26 protein-coding genes are annotated in these 17,623 nt (G+C 64.8%); 9 read left to right on the top strand and 17 right to left on the bottom strand.

Annotated features, from left to right (window positions below):
• Nucleotides 1-125: 125 nt before the first annotated feature.
• The 3 genes from CSC71_RS05955 to rocF form a co-directional block, all read right to left on the bottom strand.
• A complete protein-coding gene (locus tag CSC71_RS05955; RefSeq protein ID WP_162373442.1) occupies nucleotides 126-260 on the bottom strand; it encodes an entericidin A/B family lipoprotein in 135 nt (44 codons plus the stop codon).
• A gap of 124 nt (nucleotides 261-384) precedes the next feature.
• The gene (locus CSC71_RS05950; RefSeq protein WP_162373441.1) at nucleotides 385-537 is read right to left on the bottom strand and encodes an entericidin A/B family lipoprotein; all 153 of its coding nucleotides are present in this window, start codon (nucleotides 535-537) and stop codon (nucleotides 385-387) included.
• A 158-nt stretch (nucleotides 538-695) separates the two neighbouring features.
• Nucleotides 696-1,619, bottom strand: coding sequence for an arginase (rocF, locus tag CSC71_RS05945; RefSeq protein ID WP_162373440.1), 924 nt, complete (start codon nucleotides 1,617-1,619; stop codon nucleotides 696-698).
• Nucleotides 1,620-1,755: 136 nt separating this feature from the next.
• Between rocF and CSC71_RS05940 the strand changes: the two genes are divergently transcribed.
• The 4 genes from CSC71_RS05940 to CSC71_RS05925 all read left to right on the top strand — a co-directional run bounded on the left by CSC71_RS05940 (nucleotide 1,756) and on the right by CSC71_RS05925 (nucleotide 4,478).
• On the top strand, nucleotides 1,756-2,490 hold the full coding sequence (locus tag CSC71_RS05940) for an RNA polymerase sigma factor (RefSeq protein ID WP_162373439.1): 735 nt from the start codon (nucleotides 1,756-1,758) through the stop codon (nucleotides 2,488-2,490).
• A complete protein-coding gene (locus tag CSC71_RS05935) occupies nucleotides 2,484-2,828 on the top strand; it encodes a hypothetical protein (RefSeq protein ID WP_162373438.1) in 345 nt (114 codons plus the stop codon). The genes CSC71_RS05940 and CSC71_RS05935 overlap by 7 nt, the downstream gene beginning before the upstream one ends.
• Complete coding sequence (locus CSC71_RS05930; protein ID WP_162373437.1) at nucleotides 2,825-3,256, top strand: DUF2231 domain-containing protein; 432 nt, start codon at nucleotides 2,825-2,827, stop codon at nucleotides 3,254-3,256. The genes CSC71_RS05935 and CSC71_RS05930 overlap by 4 nt, the downstream gene beginning before the upstream one ends.
• A gap of 223 nt (nucleotides 3,257-3,479) precedes the next feature.
• Nucleotides 3,480-4,478 (top strand): SDH family Clp fold serine proteinase, encoded by a 999-nt coding sequence (locus CSC71_RS05925; protein ID WP_162373436.1) that lies wholly within the window; start codon nucleotides 3,480-3,482, stop codon nucleotides 4,476-4,478.
• Between the two features lie 79 nt (nucleotides 4,479-4,557).
• Here the strand turns inward: CSC71_RS05925 and CSC71_RS05920 are convergent, their stop codons facing one another.
• Nucleotides 4,558-4,767, bottom strand: a complete 210-nt coding sequence (locus CSC71_RS05920; protein WP_162373435.1) for a hypothetical protein — start codon at nucleotides 4,765-4,767, stop codon at nucleotides 4,558-4,560.
• Nucleotides 4,768-4,900: 133 nt separating this feature from the next.
• Complete coding sequence (locus tag CSC71_RS05915; protein ID WP_162373434.1) at nucleotides 4,901-5,440, bottom strand: hypothetical protein; 540 nt, start codon at nucleotides 5,438-5,440, stop codon at nucleotides 4,901-4,903.
• Between the two features lie 180 nt (nucleotides 5,441-5,620).
• Here CSC71_RS05915 and CSC71_RS05910 point away from each other — a divergent pair, with 180 nt between their 5' ends.
• From CSC71_RS05910 to CSC71_RS05890, 5 genes are read left to right on the top strand one after another with little or no spacing between them, the layout of a single operon-like run.
• Nucleotides 5,621-5,968, top strand: a complete 348-nt coding sequence (locus tag CSC71_RS05910; protein WP_162373433.1) for a hypothetical protein — start codon at nucleotides 5,621-5,623, stop codon at nucleotides 5,966-5,968.
• A gap of 15 nt (nucleotides 5,969-5,983) precedes the next feature.
• A complete protein-coding gene (locus tag CSC71_RS05905; protein WP_162373432.1) occupies nucleotides 5,984-6,613 on the top strand; it encodes a hypothetical protein in 630 nt (209 codons plus the stop codon).
• 9 nt (nucleotides 6,614-6,622) lie between these two features.
• Nucleotides 6,623-6,922, top strand: a complete 300-nt coding sequence (locus CSC71_RS05900; protein ID WP_162373431.1) for a hypothetical protein — start codon at nucleotides 6,623-6,625, stop codon at nucleotides 6,920-6,922.
• A 43-nt stretch (nucleotides 6,923-6,965) separates the two neighbouring features.
• Entirely contained in the window at nucleotides 6,966-7,481 is a 516-nt protein-coding gene (locus tag CSC71_RS05895; RefSeq protein ID WP_162373430.1) for a hypothetical protein, read from the top strand.
• Nucleotides 7,482-7,494: 13 nt separating this feature from the next.
• Nucleotides 7,495-7,815, top strand: a complete 321-nt coding sequence (locus CSC71_RS05890; protein WP_162373429.1) for a hypothetical protein — start codon at nucleotides 7,495-7,497, stop codon at nucleotides 7,813-7,815.
• On the opposite strand, the gene CSC71_RS05885 is transcribed toward CSC71_RS05890, so the two are convergent.
• From CSC71_RS05885 to CSC71_RS05830, 12 genes are read right to left on the bottom strand one after another with little or no spacing between them, the layout of a single operon-like run.
• Nucleotides 7,812-9,944, bottom strand: coding sequence for a hypothetical protein (locus CSC71_RS05885; protein WP_162373428.1), 2,133 nt, complete (start codon nucleotides 9,942-9,944; stop codon nucleotides 7,812-7,814). The two genes, CSC71_RS05890 and CSC71_RS05885, sit on opposite strands and share 4 nt — an antisense overlap.
• Nucleotides 9,945-9,947: 3 nt before the next feature.
• A complete protein-coding gene (locus tag CSC71_RS05880; protein ID WP_162373427.1) occupies nucleotides 9,948-11,426 on the bottom strand; it encodes a hypothetical protein in 1,479 nt (492 codons plus the stop codon).
• Between the two features lies 1 nt (nucleotide 11,427).
• Nucleotides 11,428-12,174: a hypothetical protein gene (locus CSC71_RS05875; RefSeq protein ID WP_162373426.1), complete on the bottom strand. Its 747-nt coding sequence runs from the start codon at nucleotides 12,172-12,174 to the stop codon at nucleotides 11,428-11,430.
• 1 nt (nucleotide 12,175) lies between these two features.
• Complete coding sequence (locus tag CSC71_RS05870; RefSeq protein WP_162373425.1) at nucleotides 12,176-12,631, bottom strand: GNAT family N-acetyltransferase; 456 nt, start codon at nucleotides 12,629-12,631, stop codon at nucleotides 12,176-12,178.
• Complete coding sequence (locus tag CSC71_RS05865) at nucleotides 12,628-13,254, bottom strand: DUF6445 family protein (RefSeq protein WP_162373424.1); 627 nt, start codon at nucleotides 13,252-13,254, stop codon at nucleotides 12,628-12,630. Before CSC71_RS05865 ends, CSC71_RS05870 begins: the two co-directional genes overlap by 4 nt.
• Nucleotides 13,251-13,763, bottom strand: a complete 513-nt coding sequence (locus tag CSC71_RS05860) for a hypothetical protein (RefSeq protein ID WP_162373423.1) — start codon at nucleotides 13,761-13,763, stop codon at nucleotides 13,251-13,253. The genes CSC71_RS05865 and CSC71_RS05860 overlap by 4 nt, the downstream gene beginning before the upstream one ends.
• Nucleotides 13,764-13,788: 25 nt before the next feature.
• Complete coding sequence (locus CSC71_RS05855; RefSeq protein WP_162373422.1) at nucleotides 13,789-14,145, bottom strand: hypothetical protein; 357 nt, start codon at nucleotides 14,143-14,145, stop codon at nucleotides 13,789-13,791.
• A complete protein-coding gene (locus CSC71_RS05850; RefSeq protein WP_162373421.1) occupies nucleotides 14,142-14,969 on the bottom strand; it encodes a hypothetical protein in 828 nt (275 codons plus the stop codon). The genes CSC71_RS05855 and CSC71_RS05850 overlap by 4 nt, the downstream gene beginning before the upstream one ends.
• Nucleotides 14,966-16,297, bottom strand: a complete 1,332-nt coding sequence (locus CSC71_RS05845) for a replicative DNA helicase (protein WP_162373420.1) — start codon at nucleotides 16,295-16,297, stop codon at nucleotides 14,966-14,968. Before CSC71_RS05845 ends, CSC71_RS05850 begins: the two co-directional genes overlap by 4 nt.
• A complete protein-coding gene (locus CSC71_RS05840) occupies nucleotides 16,294-17,076 on the bottom strand; it encodes a hypothetical protein (protein WP_162373419.1) in 783 nt (260 codons plus the stop codon). Before CSC71_RS05840 ends, CSC71_RS05845 begins: the two co-directional genes overlap by 4 nt.
• Complete coding sequence (locus CSC71_RS05835; RefSeq protein WP_162373418.1) at nucleotides 17,069-17,416, bottom strand: hypothetical protein; 348 nt, start codon at nucleotides 17,414-17,416, stop codon at nucleotides 17,069-17,071. The genes CSC71_RS05840 and CSC71_RS05835 overlap by 8 nt, the downstream gene beginning before the upstream one ends.
• Nucleotides 17,416-17,619 carry a MerR family transcriptional regulator gene (locus tag CSC71_RS05830; protein WP_162373417.1) on the bottom strand — a complete coding sequence of 68 codons (204 nt, stop codon included), beginning with the start codon at nucleotides 17,617-17,619 and terminating at the stop codon, nucleotides 17,416-17,418. Before CSC71_RS05830 ends, CSC71_RS05835 begins: the two co-directional genes overlap by 1 nt.
• Between the last annotated feature and the right edge of the window lie 4 nt (nucleotides 17,620-17,623).

Raw genomic sequence — 17,623 nt, 5'->3', positions numbered from 1 at the left:
ACCGGATGTGCGGATCGCATTACCGCGTGCGACGGACCGCGCGCGCCGCCACGGACGAATGCGCCATGCAAGGAAAAGGCCGGACAGGCCGGCCTTTTCCGCGAAACCAGGATCGTGGACTTCGCTTACTTCTTCGCGGCGCCTTCCATCTTTTCGCCGACCTTCTGCACGTCCTTGCCGAATCCTTCGACGGTGTTGCAGGCGGACAGGCCGGCCATGGCCAGCGCGGCGAGCAACAGCAGGGCGATGGTGCGTTTCATCTCGTTCTCCTCGGTAATGGGGTGGCGGCCGGGGGTCCGCCTCGCCGGCAATCCTGCATCGGATCGGCGCGAAAATGAAGTGGCGGCGGTCCGCTTCCGCGCAGGATTCATCCGCGCGACAGGCTCAGCAGGGCGGGTCCTTGCAGTCCTCGGCCTTGTCCTGGACCTTCTCGCCGGCCTTCTGCATGTCCTTGCCGGCGCCGGCGACGGTATTGCAGCCCGCCAGCGTCGCCGTCGCGAACATCGCCAGCAGCAGGGACAGGATCGTACGCTTCATCGGATGCCTCCTCGGTTGCGTGGATCACGCAGCCACCCTGTCCCGGGTCGCGTTTATCCCGAATGAACGCGGGGCCCCGCATTCAGCCGCAGCTTAGGCGCGCATGTCGCGCGATTCGTCGTTCCCGATCCCGCCTTCGCAGGGGACGCCCCGGTACGCTAGTCGCGCATCAGGGTCGACTTGCCGAACAGGCTTTCGACCAGGTCGACCACCAGTTCCGCGGTCTGGTTGTGGTTGTCCAGCACCGGGTTCAGTTCGACGATGTCGAGCGAGCCCATGCGCCCGCTGTCGGCGATCATCTCCATCACCAGCTGCGCCTCGCGGTAGTTCGGCCCGCCCGGCACCGTGGTGCCGACGCCCGGCGCGATGCCGGGATCGAGGAAGTCGACGTCGAAGCTGACGTGCAGGTGGGTGTCCGCGTCGACGCCGTCGAGCGCGGCCAGCATGGTCTGCTTCATGCCGTTCTCGTCGATGTAGCGCATGTCGTAGACGTCGATGCCGTACTGCTTGATCAGGCGCTTCTCGTCCGGGTCGACCGAACGGATGCCGATCTGGCGGATTTCCGCCGGCGACATCGCCGGCGCGTCGCCGCCGAGCTTCACCAGCGCGTCCGGGCCGAGCCCGCACAGGCACGCCACCGGCATGCCGTGGATGTTGCCCGACGGCGTGACTTCGCTGGTGTTGAAGTCCGAATGCGCGTCCAGCCACAGCACGCGCAGCTTCCTGCCCTGTTCGCGGCAGTGCCGCGCGACCGCGCCGATCGAGCCCATCGCCAGGCAGTGGTCGCCGCCCATCATGATCGGCAGGCGGCCCGCGCGCAGCTCGGCCGCCACCGCCTGCAGCACGCCGCGGTTCCAGGCGACGACCTCGTCGAGGTGGCGATAGCCGTGGTCGGGCGGCAGCCATGGATTCGCCGGGCCATCGACGTTGCCGGCGTCGCGCACCTGCACGCCGCGCGCGGCCAGCGCCTCGCCGAGCCCGGCGATGCGCAGCGCGTCCGGCCCCATCCGCGCGCCGCGGTGGCCCGCGCCGATGTCGGTGGGTACACCGATCAGTGAAACCGGAGGATAGTTTCGGCTCATCGCATTCGTATCAAGGGAAACATTCCGGCAGTTTAGCCGGAGCGGACGTCGCACGGCGACGGCCCGCGGATCGGCCCCGCACGACCCGGGAACCTGGCGCCCGCTCGCGCATCCCATGGGCAGGAAGGAGGAAACCATGCCGCAGCAGGACACCCTGGCCCTCGACTATGCCGCGCTGGACGACAACGCCCTGGCGGCCGCGGTGCTGCGCGGCGACCGCCAGGCCTTCCGCCACATCATGCGGCGCTGCAACCAGCGCCTGTTCCGGGTCGCGCGCGGCGTGGTCGGCGACGATGCCGAAGCCGAGGACGTGGTCCAGGAGGCCTACGTGCACGCCTACGAAAAACTGGCCACGTTCCGCGGCGACGCCTCGCTGTCGACCTGGCTGATCCGCATCGTGCTCAACGAAGCCCACGGCCGCCTGCGCCGGCGCCGCCCCACGACGGACGTCGACCGCATCGACACCGCGCAGGACGACGGCCGCGTCGTCGCATTCCCCTCCCGTTACGGCAGCGAGGATCCGGCCGCCGCCGCCGCGCGCGAGCAGATGCGCCATGCGGTCGAACGCGCCATCGGCGAACTGCCCGAACCGTTCCGCATCGTGTTCGTGCTGCGCGAGATCGAGGAATGCACGGTCGAGGAGCCCGCTGCCACCCTCGGCCTGCGCGCCGAAACGGTAAAGACCCGCCTGCACCGCGCGCGCCGCCTGTTGCGCGCGGCGCTGCACGACACCCTGGCGTCGGCGCTCACCGAGGCATTCCCCTTCCTCGGCACCCGCTGCGACCGCATGACCGAGCAGGTGCTGAAACGACTCGACGCACCGCCGCCGGGACCCCAGACATCCACACCCAACGGGAGTTCGCCATGTTGAAAATCGCATTGCTGGTCTTCGCCATCGCCGCACTGGGCGGGCTGGTCCTGGCCTCGAGCGTCCTTCGCGGGCGCCTTGCGCCGTGGGCGCTGTCGGTGCTGCACGCGCTGCTCGGCGCCAGCGGACTGGGCCTGCTGGTCGTCGCCATGCTGCAGGGCGCGGCGCCCGCACGCGCCGTTGCGGCCCTGGCCATCCTAGCGATCGCCGCGCTGGGCGGCTTCTACCTGGCCTCGGTCCACCTGCGCGGCAGCATCGCGCCGAAGGCGGTGGTGTTCGTCCACGCCGGCGTGGCGGTGGTCGGCTTCCTGACCCTGTTGAGCGCCGTGCTGGCGTCGTGAAGCATCCGCTGCATCCCGCGCTGGTGCATTTCCCCGTCGCCTGCTGGTCGCTGGCGACGGCCGCCGACTTCGGCAGCCTGTGGTGGGGCGAGCCGGCATGGCGCTTCTCCGGCGCCGTGCTGGCGATCGGCACGGTCGCCGCCCTGGCCGCGATGCTGGCCGGCTTCTTCGAATTGTCGAGACTGGATGCGGACAGCCCCGCGCAGCGGGTAGCCAACCGCCACATGCTGTCGGCGATGGCCGCGTGGAGTTGCTATGCCGCCAGCCTGTTGCTGCGCATGCAGGGAATGGCCTGGCATGAGCCCGATGCCGTGGCGCTGGGGCTGAGTGCAGCCGGCTTCGCTGCGTTGTGCGCGGCCGGCTGGCTCGGCGGAACCCTGGTGTACCGGCATCGCGTCGGTACTTGCGCGCCGAACGATCCGCGCTGAACGCGCACGACCCACGGCGGGCCTGGTGCGCTTGTCGGCGTCGAATAGTCAATATATCTGTTTGATTTATATGGATTATTGGCTAACCGCTCGGAGATTCTGCCCCCCAATATGCCCCCACTCAAGGCCGCCTGCGATGCCGGGCCGTGCCGGCCTACATGCCCAAGGGGGCTAACACCCCGGCAAAAGCTGGGTGTTAGGATTCCTTAACTGGGGGAAGCCAATGAATTTCGAAGACGCAGTTGCCGAGCTGTACAAGGAGGATGGAGAACGCGACTATTTCTTCATCAGCCACGCCATCAGCCGCGACCTGCACCGTACGCTCAGCCTTGAAATTGAGCGGAACAAGAAGAAGGACAAGGCCACCATCTTCCTGAATACGTATGGAGGAGACCCGGATGGCGCATTCAGGATCGGTAGATGCCTGCGCCACCATTACAAGGGCAAAGGCAGCCTCCGGATTGCCATTCCGCATTGGTGCAAAAGTGCGGGAACCCTGATCGCCATGGTTGCAGACGATCTCGGCATCGGTGATTTCGGTGAACTTGGTCCGTTGGACATTCAGGTCTACAAGGGGTCGGAACTGCAAGAGCGGAGCTCGGGCTTGGACATTACCGAAGCCATGGGTGCCGTGACCGAACACATCAAAGAAAGCTTCCACCTCGTACTGAAAGAAACACGCAACCTCGGGTTATCAACGAAGCTCTCGGCGGAATTTGCCGCACAAGTCAGCGCCGCAATTGCGTCGCCCTTGTTTAGCCAGCTAGACCCGCTCCGCTTCGGGGAATTGCAAAGGCTGACACGCATCGCCGAGGAGTACGGCAACCGCCTTAATCAATACGGCAGCAACCTGAAACAAAACGCCCTTGACCGCTTGATACACAAATATCCGTCGCACAACTTTGTCATTGACAGAAAGGAAGCAAAGGAACTTTTCGAGCGCGTAGGCCCACTAACCGAAGCCGAACAACATTTCTGCGATTCGATCTGGCATCTCATTTCATCTCAATCGAACATCGCTTGTGCCGTAATACCACCGCCCGCCCCATCTCAAGCAGGAGCCCAAGATGACAACTCTTCTCAACCAAGCAATGAATCGGCAAATGGCTCCCAGCAGCCAAAGCAAGGGGATTCAGACGCAGGTGAGAACGGCTTACGAGCACGCTCAAGCCGCAAGAGAAGGACGCAAGGCTCCAACACGCGAACCCACCTCCCGAACTAGCTTTCCGACTTCCGCTAACGCGAAGTAACAACAAAACCCCGGCATGCCGGGGTTTTCGCTTTTTGAATGGTAGGTCGCGCTAATCCTCACCTTGAGGCCGCTCGATCCCCTCCACTTCCACCAAGCCTCTAACAACTTCTCGCCCAGTGCGCGTCAGATCGATGACCCAGACTTTGAACTCATCTCGGTAGTCCAGGCGAATCAATCCCTTGTCAGCAAGGAAGTTTAGATGCCCAAGCAAATCAGCTTGTGCAAGCGGCAACCCAACGTAGGCCAGTCCAACGTGCATTAAGTCGTCGTTGCCGCAACGACCTGGACTAGCCTCAAGGATGCGAAGTATCCAAAGGCGTGTGCATCCGGATATAGCCTCAGCAGCGATAAGCGCTGCTTTCAAAGCCGTCTTGCCGGAGTTCTCTGGCGGACTACCCACGTTGCCTTTCCCGAAGAACTAGTGCTCGAAGAAGCCCACTCGCACCAAACACATCCACACCACAGGATGTGGATGCATACACACGCTTTGCTTTGGCGAGCGCCTTACCAACCGTTGCTTCATCTCGCGCCGTCCAAACAGTAATTGTTTCGCGCGGCTTTAGTCTGTACGGCAGCGAGACCGCATTCATCGCATCAGAAATAATTGGGCTGCGCTGTAGACGGCGCCCAAACCGTCTCTTGAAAAATCCGGTGGAGGTGAGTCCCATGCTGTCGATAGTCACCTCGACAAAACCTAAATTGGTAACGCGAACACCAAAATGACCATCAGGGCTTCGTTCTAAAACGCCAGCGAATTCAGAAGTCTGCCCCGCGAGCTGCGTGGTTCCACTGATCTGAAATACCCTGCTCAGCCATACTGCACGGACGCGCAAACGGACGCGATCACGATAAAGCGCCCAAACAGTATTGATCACGCCGAGCACTGCGCCTAGAAGCGCCACTCCAAACGTCATGCCTTCTTTCCAGTCCATAGCTCCCCCTGTCGGAACAGGATAGCGTGCCAGTTTCTTCCGTAGGATTTTCCCTACACGGCGTCGAGAAAATCTCCGAGCCATTGGCTCTCTCGGCACCGATACCATCGCCATGTGCAGTCTCAACACATGCGACAGACGGCTGCCAGCCTTCGTGCGTCACCTTCATGGAGAACGGATATGCGGTGGTGGTCGATCTTCGCGCGCGGCCTAGCATGGCCGCTGCTGGCCCTCATGGGCGGCGTCCTGCTGTCGTCGGCGGTGTCGCACCTGGCGAATTCCTCGCCGTACTTCGGGCAACTAGGCACGCCGGCACGGGGGATTGCGCTTGCGGGAGCAGTCGCCTCGGCTGGGTTCTTGGCCGTGTTCGGCTGGCGGCTGTATCGGTGGGAAGGCGGGCATGGGCCGGACTGCCGGTACTGTGGCGGCCCGTTGGGTGGCGTTCGACCCGGCAAGGTCTACTACGGCAAGCAACTGCCCGATTTCCGGCGCTGCTATAACTGCGGCCGGGACACGCCTGAGTTGTGATCGCGAGGAAAAGGGATGGAGCAGATAGCCTTCGAAGGCCCGGGGTATCGCATCGCGACCACCGACAAGGCCGAAACCATGACGCACTACCACGGGATGAGCCCGGAGGAGTTGGCGGCGTACGGCCATGATCGCGGGGCGTTCGTGGACTTGATCAGCAGCCCCGAATTGATCGACACCATTCCCGAGCTACGGCGAAGCGCTGGGCTTCGGAGCATGGTCGCAGCAGCGACAGGGCACGATTCCAAGCTGTGCTCCATCGGCTGCGACGTAGCGCAGTTCGAAAGGACAGCGGACGATAATCCGATTGCCTCGAAATTCCATGTCGGCGGCTATGCCGTCTACGTGATCAGGAACCCCGAGAAATCCACCGACACCAGCCACTATGTGGACTTGGCCGGCTGGATTTTGGGCGCCATCCCTGCCCCACCTCCACCGATCCGCATCTTCTTCGATTTCATGGTCGAACCGCTCAAGCACTTCTATGGTGAGCAGGGTCATTTCGGCCTCATGGCGAAGACCGTCGGCTACGGCGACACGCCGGAACTCGCCTGGCGATCCTTCGAATGGTCGTCGAACCAGATTGCGGCGTCGATCATGCGGCATCGCGTGCCGCCGGAAAGCCCTTCGGGCCAAACCGAGTAGCATGCGCCCATGAACCACGATTTCGCCCTCACTATGCTGCTCAAGCCGCTGTTTGGGGCCATGTTCCTTGGCCTGTGGGCGGGTTTCCTTTGGCTGCTGTGGCGCTTCGTGCCGGAAGGGAGGCTCAGGCGAGTCCTCTTCTTCAAGCTGTGGGCCGACCATGACGCATGGCCGCACGGGCAATCGCTGCTCAGCAGGTTGTGGTACGGGAAGCGCTCGCCCGCACCGGAGAGCTACGCGCCTCCGTCTCCGACGGCGTCGGAGCAAGCGCGCCGCCGGAGCACCAGGCCGCGCAGGCGGTTACCGTAAGACACCGGGGGAGCATGTGGCTGGCAGGAAACGATTGTTGATCATGGCCGCCGCGCTTGCGGGCGCCGCCCTCGTGCCACTGCCTTGTTTCGCGGGCTCGCTGTATAAATGCATCGGCCCGGATCGCATTCCCACGTACGTCTCCCAGCCTCTGAAAAACTACGCATGTGTGTTGATTGCGAACTACCAGCCTTCACAACAGACGAGTGGCGGCCTAACAGCGACGCGGCCTGTCTACTGGTGCTATCGCAGGGACGGAACCGGATATTTTTCGGCCACACCGGCCACGAATTGCGTTCTCGATAGGACGCAGCGCCCGGCAACCGCTCCGGCACTTCCCCTCTATTCGCACGGTTACCCATGCACGGCCGACTGCGGAGGCCATGAAGCCGGCTACCAGTGGGCCGAGGCGCACGACATCGAAGACCCCGACGACTGCGGCGGCAACTCGCAGTCCTTCATCGAAGGATGCGAAGCCTACACGGAGGAAGTCCAGCAGCAGATGATCGAAGATGGGGACTGCAAGGACGCCGATGAAGACGAGCGTTGCGACGACTGAACCAGGAGGGCCAATGGCTACCCACGACAGCGACTACTTCCACCAGCTTCCGCCACTGACTTCCGAAACGGTCGCAGCGCTGAGCGCCGGCAGCGAACTTTCCCTGCTGCTTCTCGACCTCTCGACGGAGAAGGGCATTCTCTTTCCGGTGCAATACACGCATCGGGAACTAACCTATCGGACGCCGGGGAACAAGGATGCCGTCGCCTTTGGCAGCGCTCGCCTCAACGGCGAAGGCGAATACCGGAACGTGCGCATCCTGTTTTCGCAGCCGCGCGAAACGGCGGCACTGCGAGGACTAGAGCTTGAGGGGCACGTCAAGCTGCGGACCTAACGCGCGGGAATCGACTCTCGGACAGGCATTGCCTGCTGCGGCCGCATCCTGGCTTCGAGGTCGTCGGCGAACGCATCGATTTCCGGGTCCTGCTCTTCCCTCGCCATGATGCGCAGGCCGGTCAGCATGTTCGGCAGCATCGCGGCGGGAACATCCGTCGAGCGCGCGAGCCAGCCGACGAACTTCGGGTTCGTCATGAGCCGCGAGCCGCTCCATGCGCTGCCTACGCCGGCCGCAATGGCGCCGGCATAGCCCCACTGCTGAGTGAGCACGGCCAAGGCGAACGCGCCCGAACTGACCAGTTGCGCCGCGGCGGGCGCGGTCCCCGAGGGATTCGGCAACGTCTGCGCACCCTCGCGCAGGTTGCTGGCAACGCGCGCGATCTTGTCCAGGTTGGAGCGGAACCCATTGCCATAGCGGTCGAACAGAGCCGACTTCGCCGCGGGGCTCAGCTTGTCCCAATTGGTCAGGAAGGTTTGCGTGCTGAACTGCGCGCCGAGATCGTCCTGCTGGCTGCTCACTGCCCGGCCGAGCCGGCGCAGCATCGTCGCCGAGAGCATCTTCTGCGCGTCCGAGGGAAGCGACTGCATGACGGCGTGCAGTTTCGTCGCGCCTTCGCGCGTGCCGCTCACCGCCGCATTGAACACTGCCTCCGGGCCGCCGTTCCGACCGACTACCGACTCAATCAACTCCATGCGGTTCATGCCGGCGCGGAAGTGCAGGTTCGCGCGGTTGAACGCGGAAACCGCCTTCGGGTTGCCCGTCGCCTGCGCTGCGGCAGCCATGTCCTTCGACAATTCGCCGTAGAGGCCGCGAAGCTGGCGCACCGGGATGTCCGGGGCCAAGCCGGCGTCCGCGATCAATTCGCCCACTTGGCTGCGCACGCGCTTCATCGCCTCGTACGGGATCGAGCCATTGCCAGCGGCAAGGTCGGCCTCCAGCGCGTCGCGGATCGCCGACAGCTTCGGGTTCGACAGCAACGCCGACGTGGCCGTGGCGCCGGGAATCTTCTGCGTCTGCTGCGCGAGGTAGCGGGAGGCGTTCGTGGCCGGCATCGGCGTGTTCGGCGGGAGGTACTGGTCGAGCTCGCCGTACAGGCGCGCGGACGTGGTCCGGAAGTTGTCGAGGAAGCCACCGGGCCCGCTCACGCCTTGCGCGATTGCACGGCCCGCCTTGGTCGGGTCGGAGCGGTAGGCCAGCGTGCCGGCGAGGTCGTCCACGGCGCCGCCGATCTGCTCGTTCTGGCTCGCCGACTTCCGCGCCATGGTGCCGGCGCCGCCCGGCGCCTTGGACAGCACTGCCTCGATGCCGCGAGCGAGGCGGTTCTCCGTCGCTTGGCCGACCGTGGGCGTCGTTCCCGCAGCACGGAACCCGACGAGGTTGTTCTGTACCGTCTGCCCGGACGAACCACGCAGCAGGCCGCGCGTGGTCATGGCAGCGGTCGTGCGGGCTGCGCCGGGGAGCAGGCTGCCGGCGAGTCCTGCGGCGATCTGTGCGCCCTCGCTGCCGCCGTTCTCGCGCGTGATCGAGGAAGCGCCCGCGCCGCCGATGGTGCTCACCGCCTGCAAGCCGGGGCGGCTGGCCAGCATGTTCCCGACGCCCTGCGCTGCCGGGCCAACCTTGCCGGCGTTACCCAGCAGGCTCAGGCCGCTGCCAACGCCCATGGTCAAGGCCGTGCCGGTCAGCGCTTCGCCAATGTCGCCGTAGATGCGCTCCCGCTTCGTCTGTGGACGTTCCAAGCCCATCCGGTCAGCCAGGCGCGCGGCCTCCTCGCGGTACGGCAACGCCTGCTCCTCAGGCATGCCGAGCACGCGCGCCAGCGGGTTCGAAACGTAGTGATTGAACGCATCGCCGCCAAAGGTGCCGATCAATCCGCCAGCGCCTTGCAGCACGTTGCGCGTGCCAAGTTCCAGATCGCGACGCCAGCCGGGTTTCTGCTTCGGCTGGCCGGTGACCATGCGCGCGAAGTCGGAATTGTTGGCCGAAGGCGCCACGCGCTGCTCCGTCGAGTCGATACGTGCCGTCACGTCGGAAAAGTCCGCGCGCGGCGCATCGAATTGATCGAACGGGTTGCCAGTAGCCTGCGGCATCGGCCGCGCGCTGTCGAATTGGTCGAAGGGATTCGGCATGATCTACCTCAAGAACTGGTCGGCGGAGACGCCGTACTTCTGTTCGAACTGCTGGCGCAGTTGCGGGTTCTGGCGCAGGTAGTCGATTGCCTGCTGCGGCACGCCCTGCGATCCGCTGGCCGGCGCCGCGCTCGACTGCCCGCCCTTCCAGCCGGAGAGGTCGAGGAAGTTCTTGATCTTCGCCGCCTGCACCTGCGGAGGATCGAGCGGGTTCGGCATTTGCAGCGTCGCCGTCTCGCGGTCGGCGTTGGTGATGATGCCGGTCGGGTTCTCGTAAGCGGCCCAGGCTGCGCCAGCGCCCTGCGAGTAGCTGGCGATGTCCGCGTTCGAACCCTGCACCAGCGTGCTGCCCCACGGCAGTTCGTTGACCGCGCGCGCGACGCCGCCCTGCATGAAGCGCCCGCTGTTCTCCTTCACCGCAGACGCGATCTGCTCCGAGCTCATCCCGGCGAGTTCCTCCGGCGTCCTGCCGGTGAGCGCTGCCGCGTACTGGAGCAGGTTGCGTTGCACGCCCTGCACGGCCACGCGCTGGCGGTCGTTGAGGCCGTCGTTCGCTTGGCCGCTGCCGGCCGCTGCCTGTTCCTTGGGCTGATAGACGACGTTTTCGCGACCTTCCGAGTCAACCTGCACCACCGAGCCGGCCGGATAGCCCGCGGCGGTGACTTCCTGCGGGCTCATCCGGCGGAACGAATTGCCCGCCTGCTGCGCCGGCTTGCCGCGGACGCCGGGCACGGGGACAACACCGTTCCCAGCCACGCGCGGCGGCAGGTTATAGGCGTTCGCTCCGCCACTGTTGGCGATATCCGCCATCGCGGCCTCGCGACCCTCCGGCGGCATGCTCGGATCGATCTGGAACGGCATGCCGTCGGGGCCGATGCCGCTCTGCAAGCCGTTGCCCTGCGTCGGCGGCGAGAGCCACGAAACATTACCGTTCGCGTCGGTGTAGAGCGTCGGGCGAGCGGGAGCGAAGGGAACCTCCGCGACCACTCGGCCCGATGCGTCGAATCGCTTGGAGCCCGGCCCGAGGGTGAACTGCTCCGGCGCCTGAGCGCCGCCGTATGCCTGCAACAGCGAGTTCGCCGCGCCCATGATCGTCGGCGCGGTTTCCGGCGTGTAGTCGGGCGGAAGGTCCTGCATACCGAACCGGCTCAGCGTCGGCACCATCTGGTGGTAGATCGCCGGACGCGCCTGCTCGGGTGCCGAGGTCAGCATCTTTGCCATGTTGACCATCGTGGTGTTCCGACGGTCCTCGTCGGCTTGCAGGTTCTTGTTCAGCGCGAAACCAGCGTCCGGGTCCGTGGCAATGGCCTGCCGCACGAACTGGTCTCGCTGCTGCGCGTCCGGCGCGGAGTACGCCTGCGACGCGAGACCAGTGAGGCGGTTCTGGCGCTGCTCCGCCTCGCGTTGCTGCCGCTGCTTGGTGCCGAAGGCATAGCCCTGCTGATAACTGCCGGGGATATCGGGAAGGAGAAGGTTCTGCATGTCAGTTGCCTCCCACGTACCAGCGCGAGCCGCCGCCGGTGAGTAGGTTGGTATTCGTGCCGCTGGGCTGCCAACCGCTGGAGGGGTTGTTCGGAGCGAAGGCTCCCCAATCCGTTGGACCTGCTGAGTTCGGGTTCGGGCTGTAGCTGCTGCTACGGCTCGCCGCGTACTGGCCGGCGACGTTCGCCAGGCCGGACAGGGCATTGCCCCATGCGTTGGCGCTGCCGATTGCCCCGTTCGCCTGCGCGTTGCCGGACCCGACGAGGAGGTTCCCGATGTTGTTCGCCGACTGCATGCCCATCGAGCCCGCACCGACCGCGGAGTTCTGGCCCAACTGCGTCATGCCCATGAGCCGGTTCCACTGGTCGCCGTACTCCTGCGACGCCAGGCCCTGCCCGTATTGCATGAGGTCCGCTGAGTGACCGCCGCTGTAGAGCGAGCCACGCGCCGCGGCACTCCGATCTAGCGCTTGCATTCCCTGGCCAAGTCGCCACTGATACGCCGCCGAGTCCTGGATCGAGTCGGGGTTGTTCGTGAGGTTGGTGAGGCCGGTCAAGCTGTTCTGCCCGGCCACGAGATACGGCTGGATGTTCTGCTGGAACGTGTCGAACTGCCGCTGCTGTTCCGCGATGCCCTGATTTGCCGCACTGCTCTGCTTGTTCGCTGCCTTCTTCGAAGCATCCGAGGACATTTTTGCCGCCCCGACCGCCCCGACAGCGCCAATTACCGCCGCCGTTACTGCGCCCATGTCACACCACCTTTTTTGCGTAAGCGGACTCGCTGTGCGCGTAGCCCAGTCGTTCGTAAAGAGCAGCCGCCTGCGGCGGGCTGTTCGCCATATGCACCATGTGAATCACTTCGGCGCCGCGTTCCTTGCAGGCCGGTTCGATTGCATCGAGGAGAGCCTTTCCGACTCCCGAACCCTGAGCGTCGGGGTTCACCCACCACACGACTTCGTACGCGGCGCAGTGGCGCGTGTTGAACACGAAAGGGAGCACCCACAGGCCGACCATGCCGACCACCCTTCCACCCTGTTCTGCCAACAACATCACATGGCCGCTCGCCAGGGTTGCAGCGATATCGGCCACGGTTTCCGGATTGAACTCGAACCACTCGGCGAAGACGGTGTTGGCGTAGAACTTCTCAGACATGGCGACAATCGCCGGAACGTCGTCCCGCGTTGCCTGTCGAATGGTGACCGTCATTGCTGCCTCGGGGTGAAGAATGCGACCGCGATGAGTCGCCCGGATTCGGGGTTGTCACCGAAGGCCGCGAAGGGCCAACGGGAATGGAACAACGCGCTTTCGTAGATCAAGCCTCGGCCGAGCTTCATCTCGACCAGGCCGATTCGCTCCCAGCGGCCAGCGTCGTTCCAGTCGTCTTTCACGAGCTCGAACAGTGCCGTATCGCCGGGATCGATCCTGTTTGCGCCCGTCGCCCTATGGCGCCAGAACGCGGTTCCGCCGGTGCCTTCCGACAGGTACACCACGGCCGCATGCGTGCCCCATCCCATGTCGGAATGAATCGCATGGTTCGGCAATTCGCCGCCGTAGTTGAGCCGGTAACCCATTCCAAGCATGTCCACCGGCCCAACGGCCGCCTCGATTGCCTGTTGCAGCCCCGGCACCTCGACCAGCGCCACGCGCTTGTAGACCTCGCCATCCGGCGCCGGCCAATCGATGAAGTGCGCCTGCAATGCGTGTTGCCGGAGTGCCGAAGCGTTGGGGATGTCGAACACCGCCGCTGGGCTTGCCCCGATCTCGGGAGCCGCCCACGGCTTCGCCACGCAATCCGTTGCGGCGGTTGCGGTTTCGAGCGTCATGGTCATGCGGCCCACTGGAAGAAGAGTTGCTGCGGATTGCCCGCCGCAGCGCGGGAGGACTGGCGTGGGGGCGCGGTTCCTATTTTCGAGAATACCGATCTGCGGGTGTAAATCTTTCCCGAGAGGAAGTGCTGCTGCGCCTCGTGCAATCGGGTCTGGAACATTTCGAGTGCCGCAGTACGCAGATCGAAATACGTGCCGATCCGGACGCCGAGTTGCTTGGCGCGCACGCCCACCGGCTGCGGAGCCTTCCTGCGCCACATGACCGCCAGAGCGTCCGCAGCGGCCAATTCAAGGACATCATGCCGCCATGCAATGCCACGGTGCTCGCACCAGACCCGCAGGTAACAGACGCCATGCAGGTGGGTAGCGGGGAACTGCCTTCCGTCCTGCGCATGGAAGAGCAGCAGCAGCGCCGGCCGGATGTCGTACCGGCTGCGCCGCATGAAAGCCAGCGCGGCGGCCTCCTGCGGCAGATGCCGGCTACCCCATCGGTTGAGGTTGTTCGGTTCCATTCGCCCCCACGGCGTTGGTTGTTGGTCAGTGGATCGGAAATACAGCAGTTTCGAGAGAGGGGAGGACGCACACCGTCCGACGCATCCCCCTGAACCAGAGGACGCAGTTGCAGGTGCAGGGCTGCCCCCGTGCCATGAGCTCGCAGCAGGAATCCATGTGATCCAGCCACCAGCCAGCCATCGATTCGCCGAGCAGCACCTCGGCCATGCCCTGACGCAACTGGAAATCCGGGTGCGCGGTGATCGCCTTGAAAGGCACCTGCTCACCTTGTCCCGGCGCGGTGGACGTGTTTTCCGCCGTTTGTTTAACAGGTCGCTTCGACAGGGCGAGGCGGGAGCGCAGCGTTCCGGGGCGTCGATTGCGTGGGAGGGGCCGCGTCACGGGGAACCCTCCGTCGTGCTCAGGCGCCGCGCACGGCTGCCGCCTTTCACCACGCCTCGCGCCGCTGCCGTTCCTGCTCCCGAAGCATCTGCGCCCACTCGCGCAAAATTGGCCGCTCGCCGCCTTTCCATGCGTTCCGGCTGCTGCGCCGCTTGCCTTCCTCCGTCACCGGGCCGCGCGTCTTCTCCCACGGCTTCCAGCGTTTGATAGCTTCCGATTGCCGAGCCCTGCGCTCCGGCGTCCACCCATTGGCCATTGACCACCTCCAATTTTTCGTTTGGCGGATTCATCTCCATCCCGCCCCCGCGAGCGGACACGCCGTTGTTCACCTGCTGCGGGCCGTTGGCGACGTTTGCCTGCTGGATGAAAGCGACGGAGCGCGGCGCCTTGATCTCACTCAGCGTCCGGAGCGTGGCCTGGCTCTGAAACTGCGCCCGCAGCGCGAGCCGCATGTAGCTTTCAAACGCTTCCGGGAACTCGCCCATGTTGAGTTGTGCCCGACCGAGCAACGCGGCGAATACAGCGTTCAGCGCCGCCGCCTGGCCGAGCAAGAGCATTTCCGAGTCGCTGCTGTCGCCGCGCTTGGATCGCTGCACCATCTCGTCAAGCGCGTCGAAGGTGTAGGCCAAGGTTTCGGGCACGGGCATCCCGGCCTGTTTCTGCCACTCCTGAATCGCCCTTGCATTTGAAGCCACGCCATTCACGGCAACGAAGGCGCGACCTTTCGCACGCACTTGGGTTGCCTTCTCGCTTGCCAAAGCTTCGAGAACCGACGGCACGCTTTCCGGCTTGCTCGCCACAAGGGGTTTCTTCGTCCGTTTCACGAGGCACCCCCTGCTGCGGCCATCCGGCCGTCGTGGTAGTCACGAGTCGGCGCCATGCTCACGAAGGACGTGGACGCGCCGCGCCAGAGGCAATTCACAGTGCCGATGTTCCCGTGGCGGTTCTTCACCACGTTGATTTCTGCCGCGGCGGTTTCGGCCTGAGGATTCGACAGGTCGCGCCAGAGCATCATGATCTGGTCGGCTTCCTTCTCGATTTCGGAAGAGTCGGCCAGGTCGCTCATCATCGGGCGTTGGTTCTGGCGCTCCTCGACCTTGCGGTTCACCTGTGCAAGAGCGACCACGGGGATGTTCAGATCACGCGCGAGGTTCTTGAGCATCCGGGCAATCGCGCCAATGCGCTCATGCTTCGGCGCTCTCGCCATGCCGCTGATTTCCAGCTTCTGGAGATAGTCCACGTACAGCGCCTTGATCCCGTACTGGTGCTTCCAGCGGCGCGCCACGCGGATCACTTCGGCAATGTCGGGCGAACTGCGATCCAGCAGACGGATCGGACGGCCGCCGAGGTCGCTCACCGCGTTCGTCAGCCTGCCCCACTGATCGTCTTCGATCTTGGCCGCGCGCAGCCGACCAACCGACACGTTCGAACCAGCCGCCATCCAGCGGAGCCCCACCTGCGACGCTGGTTGCTCGCCGGAAATCAGCCCCACGGAACCGAACTTGCTGGCCGCTGCGGTCATGCCCAGCAGAAGCCCCGTCTTGCCCATCGCCGGCCTGGCGCCGATCACGATCAGGTCGGAGTCGTGCAAACCGCCCAACGTATCGTCCAATTCCTCAATGCCGGTGGTAACGCCGATCAAGCGCCCGCCGGCCTCGTGCGCGGCCACAACCTCCGCCCATGCCTGCTGCATGGCCGTCTTCGCAGTGTGCTCGCAGTCGTGCTCGTCGGCATGGAGAGCCATCAGCGAGGTAATGGCGCGATCCGCAGCACCATCCTCGCGGCGGCCGGCTTCATCCGCCAGTTCGCGGGCGATGCGCAGCGTTTCGCGGTCTCGCCAGCCGGTCACCAGCAGACCTGCCGGATAGCGGGCATCCCGCGCCGGGATGATTTCCTGCGCCGCAGCGATTTCGATCACGAGCGTCTGCGTGCCGCGGGACAGCCCTTCGCGCTCCGCGGCATCCGCCACGCTTACCGGGTCGAAAGGCTTGGCCTCCTGCGCGAGCGACTGGATCACGCTCCAGATTTCGGCGTGCTGCTCGTTGGCGAAGTGCTTGGTCTGCAACGGCATGTCCGGCAGGCTGGAGGCGCGAACCATCGCCGTGTGCAACACTTGGCGCTCGACGTGGTACAGCGATTGGGCGCGGCTCATGCTTGCAGCCTCGGCAGCGTGGCCGGCTCATTCGCAGCCGGTCGCGTGCGGCGCGACACGCCTTCCCAATCCGCCTTGAATCCGGACCAGCCGCGCTCGCAGCACATGGCCAACGCCTCTTGCAGCGTCAATCCGGCCTTTTGGGCCTCACGCTGGATGCCGGCCACTGCGGTTGCCGTGATCGGCGCTTTCTTGCTTTTCCGGAGTTCGAGGAAGTCCGACACCACTTGGGAATCGACACCCGGAAACAGGTCTGCAGTGGCGCCGCGAGGCGCCTTGCTCTTCTTCTGTTTCTGCTCCTGTTCTTGCTCCTGCTCCTGTTCTTGGCTTCCGAGGGGCTTGGAAGGGGCTTCGATGGGGCTTGCTTCCGAGAGGTGAAACGCATCCCGGTACAACGCCAAGAAAGCATCGCGCAGCGGACCTTTCGGTGCTTTCGCCAGTTCGTTTTCGACGCCCTTGCACCGCTTGTCATTCGGGGCCAGGCGCTCGCCGATCTGGAACCGCGCCATCGCGTGCACGAAGACGTGTTCCGAAGCCTCGTCGTAGGTGCAGAATCCGGCTTCGATGCCCCTTGCAAGCCCCTTAGAAGCCCCTTCCGATCCGAGCTCCGTGTCGTGGGCGATGTAGAGCATGGGCAGGTAGTAGAGCCCGATCATGTTGGCGTGCGGGCTCGTCATCAGGTACATGGCGACGATGACCGCCTCCGGGCCTGCCTTCTTCAATGCCTTGCCGGTGTCGCCCGTCCAAAACTGCGGCGCGACCTTGCTGTAATCACGCATGGCGGCGGCCTCCGGTGTTGGCCACAGCCAGCCCCTTGAGGTGTTCGATGCGGTGAACCTCGAAAGGGGTGCGGCTGGCGATCAGGTTCGCGATCTCGACCAGCACGGCGCGAACGCCCGCCTTGTCACCGATCCGAGTGAGCTCCACCGCCTGATTGCGCAGAGACGCGAGACGGGCTTCCTTCCGGGCAATGGCCAGGTCGTCCAGGTTGCCCGCGAGCCGGCATTGAGTGCATGCCGAAGCCACGCTAGCATTGCGCCACTGCATGCCGCCGCCAGCGAATGCACCCTCGGAGCCCGCCGTTCGCACCGGCGGGTTTCGTTTTTCCGTGGTTCCCATTAGGCGGCCGCCTTCGCGGACTCTGCCGCCAGGCGTTCCGGCAGCGTGCGCAGGCTGTCCAGATAGACGTAGCGCCGCTTTCCGATGGTGAAGGTTTTCAGCTTGCCGGCGCTGATGAGCTCGTATGCGACGGTGCGGCTGATGCCGTGCGCCGTGCAGGCCGTGACCAGCGGCGCATAGGTCGGGGGAGTGAGAGTTTCCATAACC

Origin of the sequence: Pseudoxanthomonas sangjuensis (assembly GCF_010211755.1) — a bacterium.
Classification (GTDB): domain Bacteria; phylum Pseudomonadota; class Gammaproteobacteria; order Xanthomonadales; family Xanthomonadaceae; genus Pseudoxanthomonas_A; species Pseudoxanthomonas_A sangjuensis.
Note: the sequence above shows the minus strand (reverse complement) of the source record. Positions and strands in the feature narration are given on the sequence as shown.

Excerpts from the sequence above, each read along its gene's own strand:
- CSC71_RS05950 (WP_162373441.1), bottom strand. The coding sequence starts at position 537 with ATGAAGCGTACGATCCTGTCCCTGCTGCTGGCGATGTTCGCGACGGCG.
- CSC71_RS05840 (WP_162373419.1), bottom strand. The coding sequence starts at position 17,076 with ATGCGTGATTACAGCAAGGTCGCGCCGCAGTTTTGGACGGGCGACACC.
- CSC71_RS05925 (WP_162373436.1), top strand. The coding sequence starts at position 3,480 with ATGAATTTCGAAGACGCAGTTGCCGAGCTGTACAAGGAGGATGGAGAA.
- CSC71_RS05890 (WP_162373429.1), top strand. The coding sequence starts at position 7,495 with ATGGCTACCCACGACAGCGACTACTTCCACCAGCTTCCGCCACTGACT.
- CSC71_RS05835 (WP_162373418.1), bottom strand. The coding sequence starts at position 17,416 with ATGGGAACCACGGAAAAACGAAACCCGCCGGTGCGAACGGCGGGCTCC.
- CSC71_RS05845 (WP_162373420.1), bottom strand. The coding sequence starts at position 16,297 with ATGAGCCGCGCCCAATCGCTGTACCACGTCGAGCGCCAAGTGTTGCAC.
- CSC71_RS05915 (WP_162373434.1), bottom strand. The coding sequence starts at position 5,440 with ATGGACTGGAAAGAAGGCATGACGTTTGGAGTGGCGCTTCTAGGCGCA.
- CSC71_RS05920 (WP_162373435.1), bottom strand. The coding sequence starts at position 4,767 with ATGCACGTTGGACTGGCCTACGTTGGGTTGCCGCTTGCACAAGCTGAT.
- CSC71_RS05865 (WP_162373424.1), bottom strand. The coding sequence starts at position 13,254 with ATGACCATGACGCTCGAAACCGCAACCGCCGCAACGGATTGCGTGGCG.
- CSC71_RS05875 (WP_162373426.1), bottom strand. The coding sequence starts at position 12,174 with ATGGGCGCAGTAACGGCGGCGGTAATTGGCGCTGTCGGGGCGGTCGGG.
- CSC71_RS05935 (WP_162373438.1), top strand. The coding sequence starts at position 2,484 with ATGTTGAAAATCGCATTGCTGGTCTTCGCCATCGCCGCACTGGGCGGG.
- CSC71_RS05885 (WP_162373428.1), bottom strand. The coding sequence starts at position 9,944 with ATGCCGAATCCCTTCGACCAATTCGACAGCGCGCGGCCGATGCCGCAG.
- CSC71_RS05900 (WP_162373431.1), top strand. The coding sequence starts at position 6,623 with ATGAACCACGATTTCGCCCTCACTATGCTGCTCAAGCCGCTGTTTGGG.
- CSC71_RS05940 (WP_162373439.1), top strand. The coding sequence starts at position 1,756 with ATGCCGCAGCAGGACACCCTGGCCCTCGACTATGCCGCGCTGGACGAC.
- CSC71_RS05905 (WP_162373432.1), top strand. The coding sequence starts at position 5,984 with ATGGAGCAGATAGCCTTCGAAGGCCCGGGGTATCGCATCGCGACCACC.
- CSC71_RS05910 (WP_162373433.1), top strand. The coding sequence starts at position 5,621 with ATGCGGTGGTGGTCGATCTTCGCGCGCGGCCTAGCATGGCCGCTGCTG.
- CSC71_RS05860 (WP_162373423.1), bottom strand. The coding sequence starts at position 13,763 with ATGGAACCGAACAACCTCAACCGATGGGGTAGCCGGCATCTGCCGCAG.
- CSC71_RS05830 (WP_162373417.1), bottom strand. The coding sequence starts at position 17,619 with ATGGAAACTCTCACTCCCCCGACCTATGCGCCGCTGGTCACGGCCTGC.
- rocF (WP_162373440.1), bottom strand. The coding sequence starts at position 1,619 with ATGAGCCGAAACTATCCTCCGGTTTCACTGATCGGTGTACCCACCGAC.
- CSC71_RS05895 (WP_162373430.1), top strand. The coding sequence starts at position 6,966 with ATGGCCGCCGCGCTTGCGGGCGCCGCCCTCGTGCCACTGCCTTGTTTC.
- CSC71_RS05880 (WP_162373427.1), bottom strand. The coding sequence starts at position 11,426 with ATGCAGAACCTTCTCCTTCCCGATATCCCCGGCAGTTATCAGCAGGGC.
- CSC71_RS05870 (WP_162373425.1), bottom strand. The coding sequence starts at position 12,631 with ATGACGGTCACCATTCGACAGGCAACGCGGGACGACGTTCCGGCGATT.
- CSC71_RS05955 (WP_162373442.1), bottom strand. The coding sequence starts at position 260 with ATGAAACGCACCATCGCCCTGCTGTTGCTCGCCGCGCTGGCCATGGCC.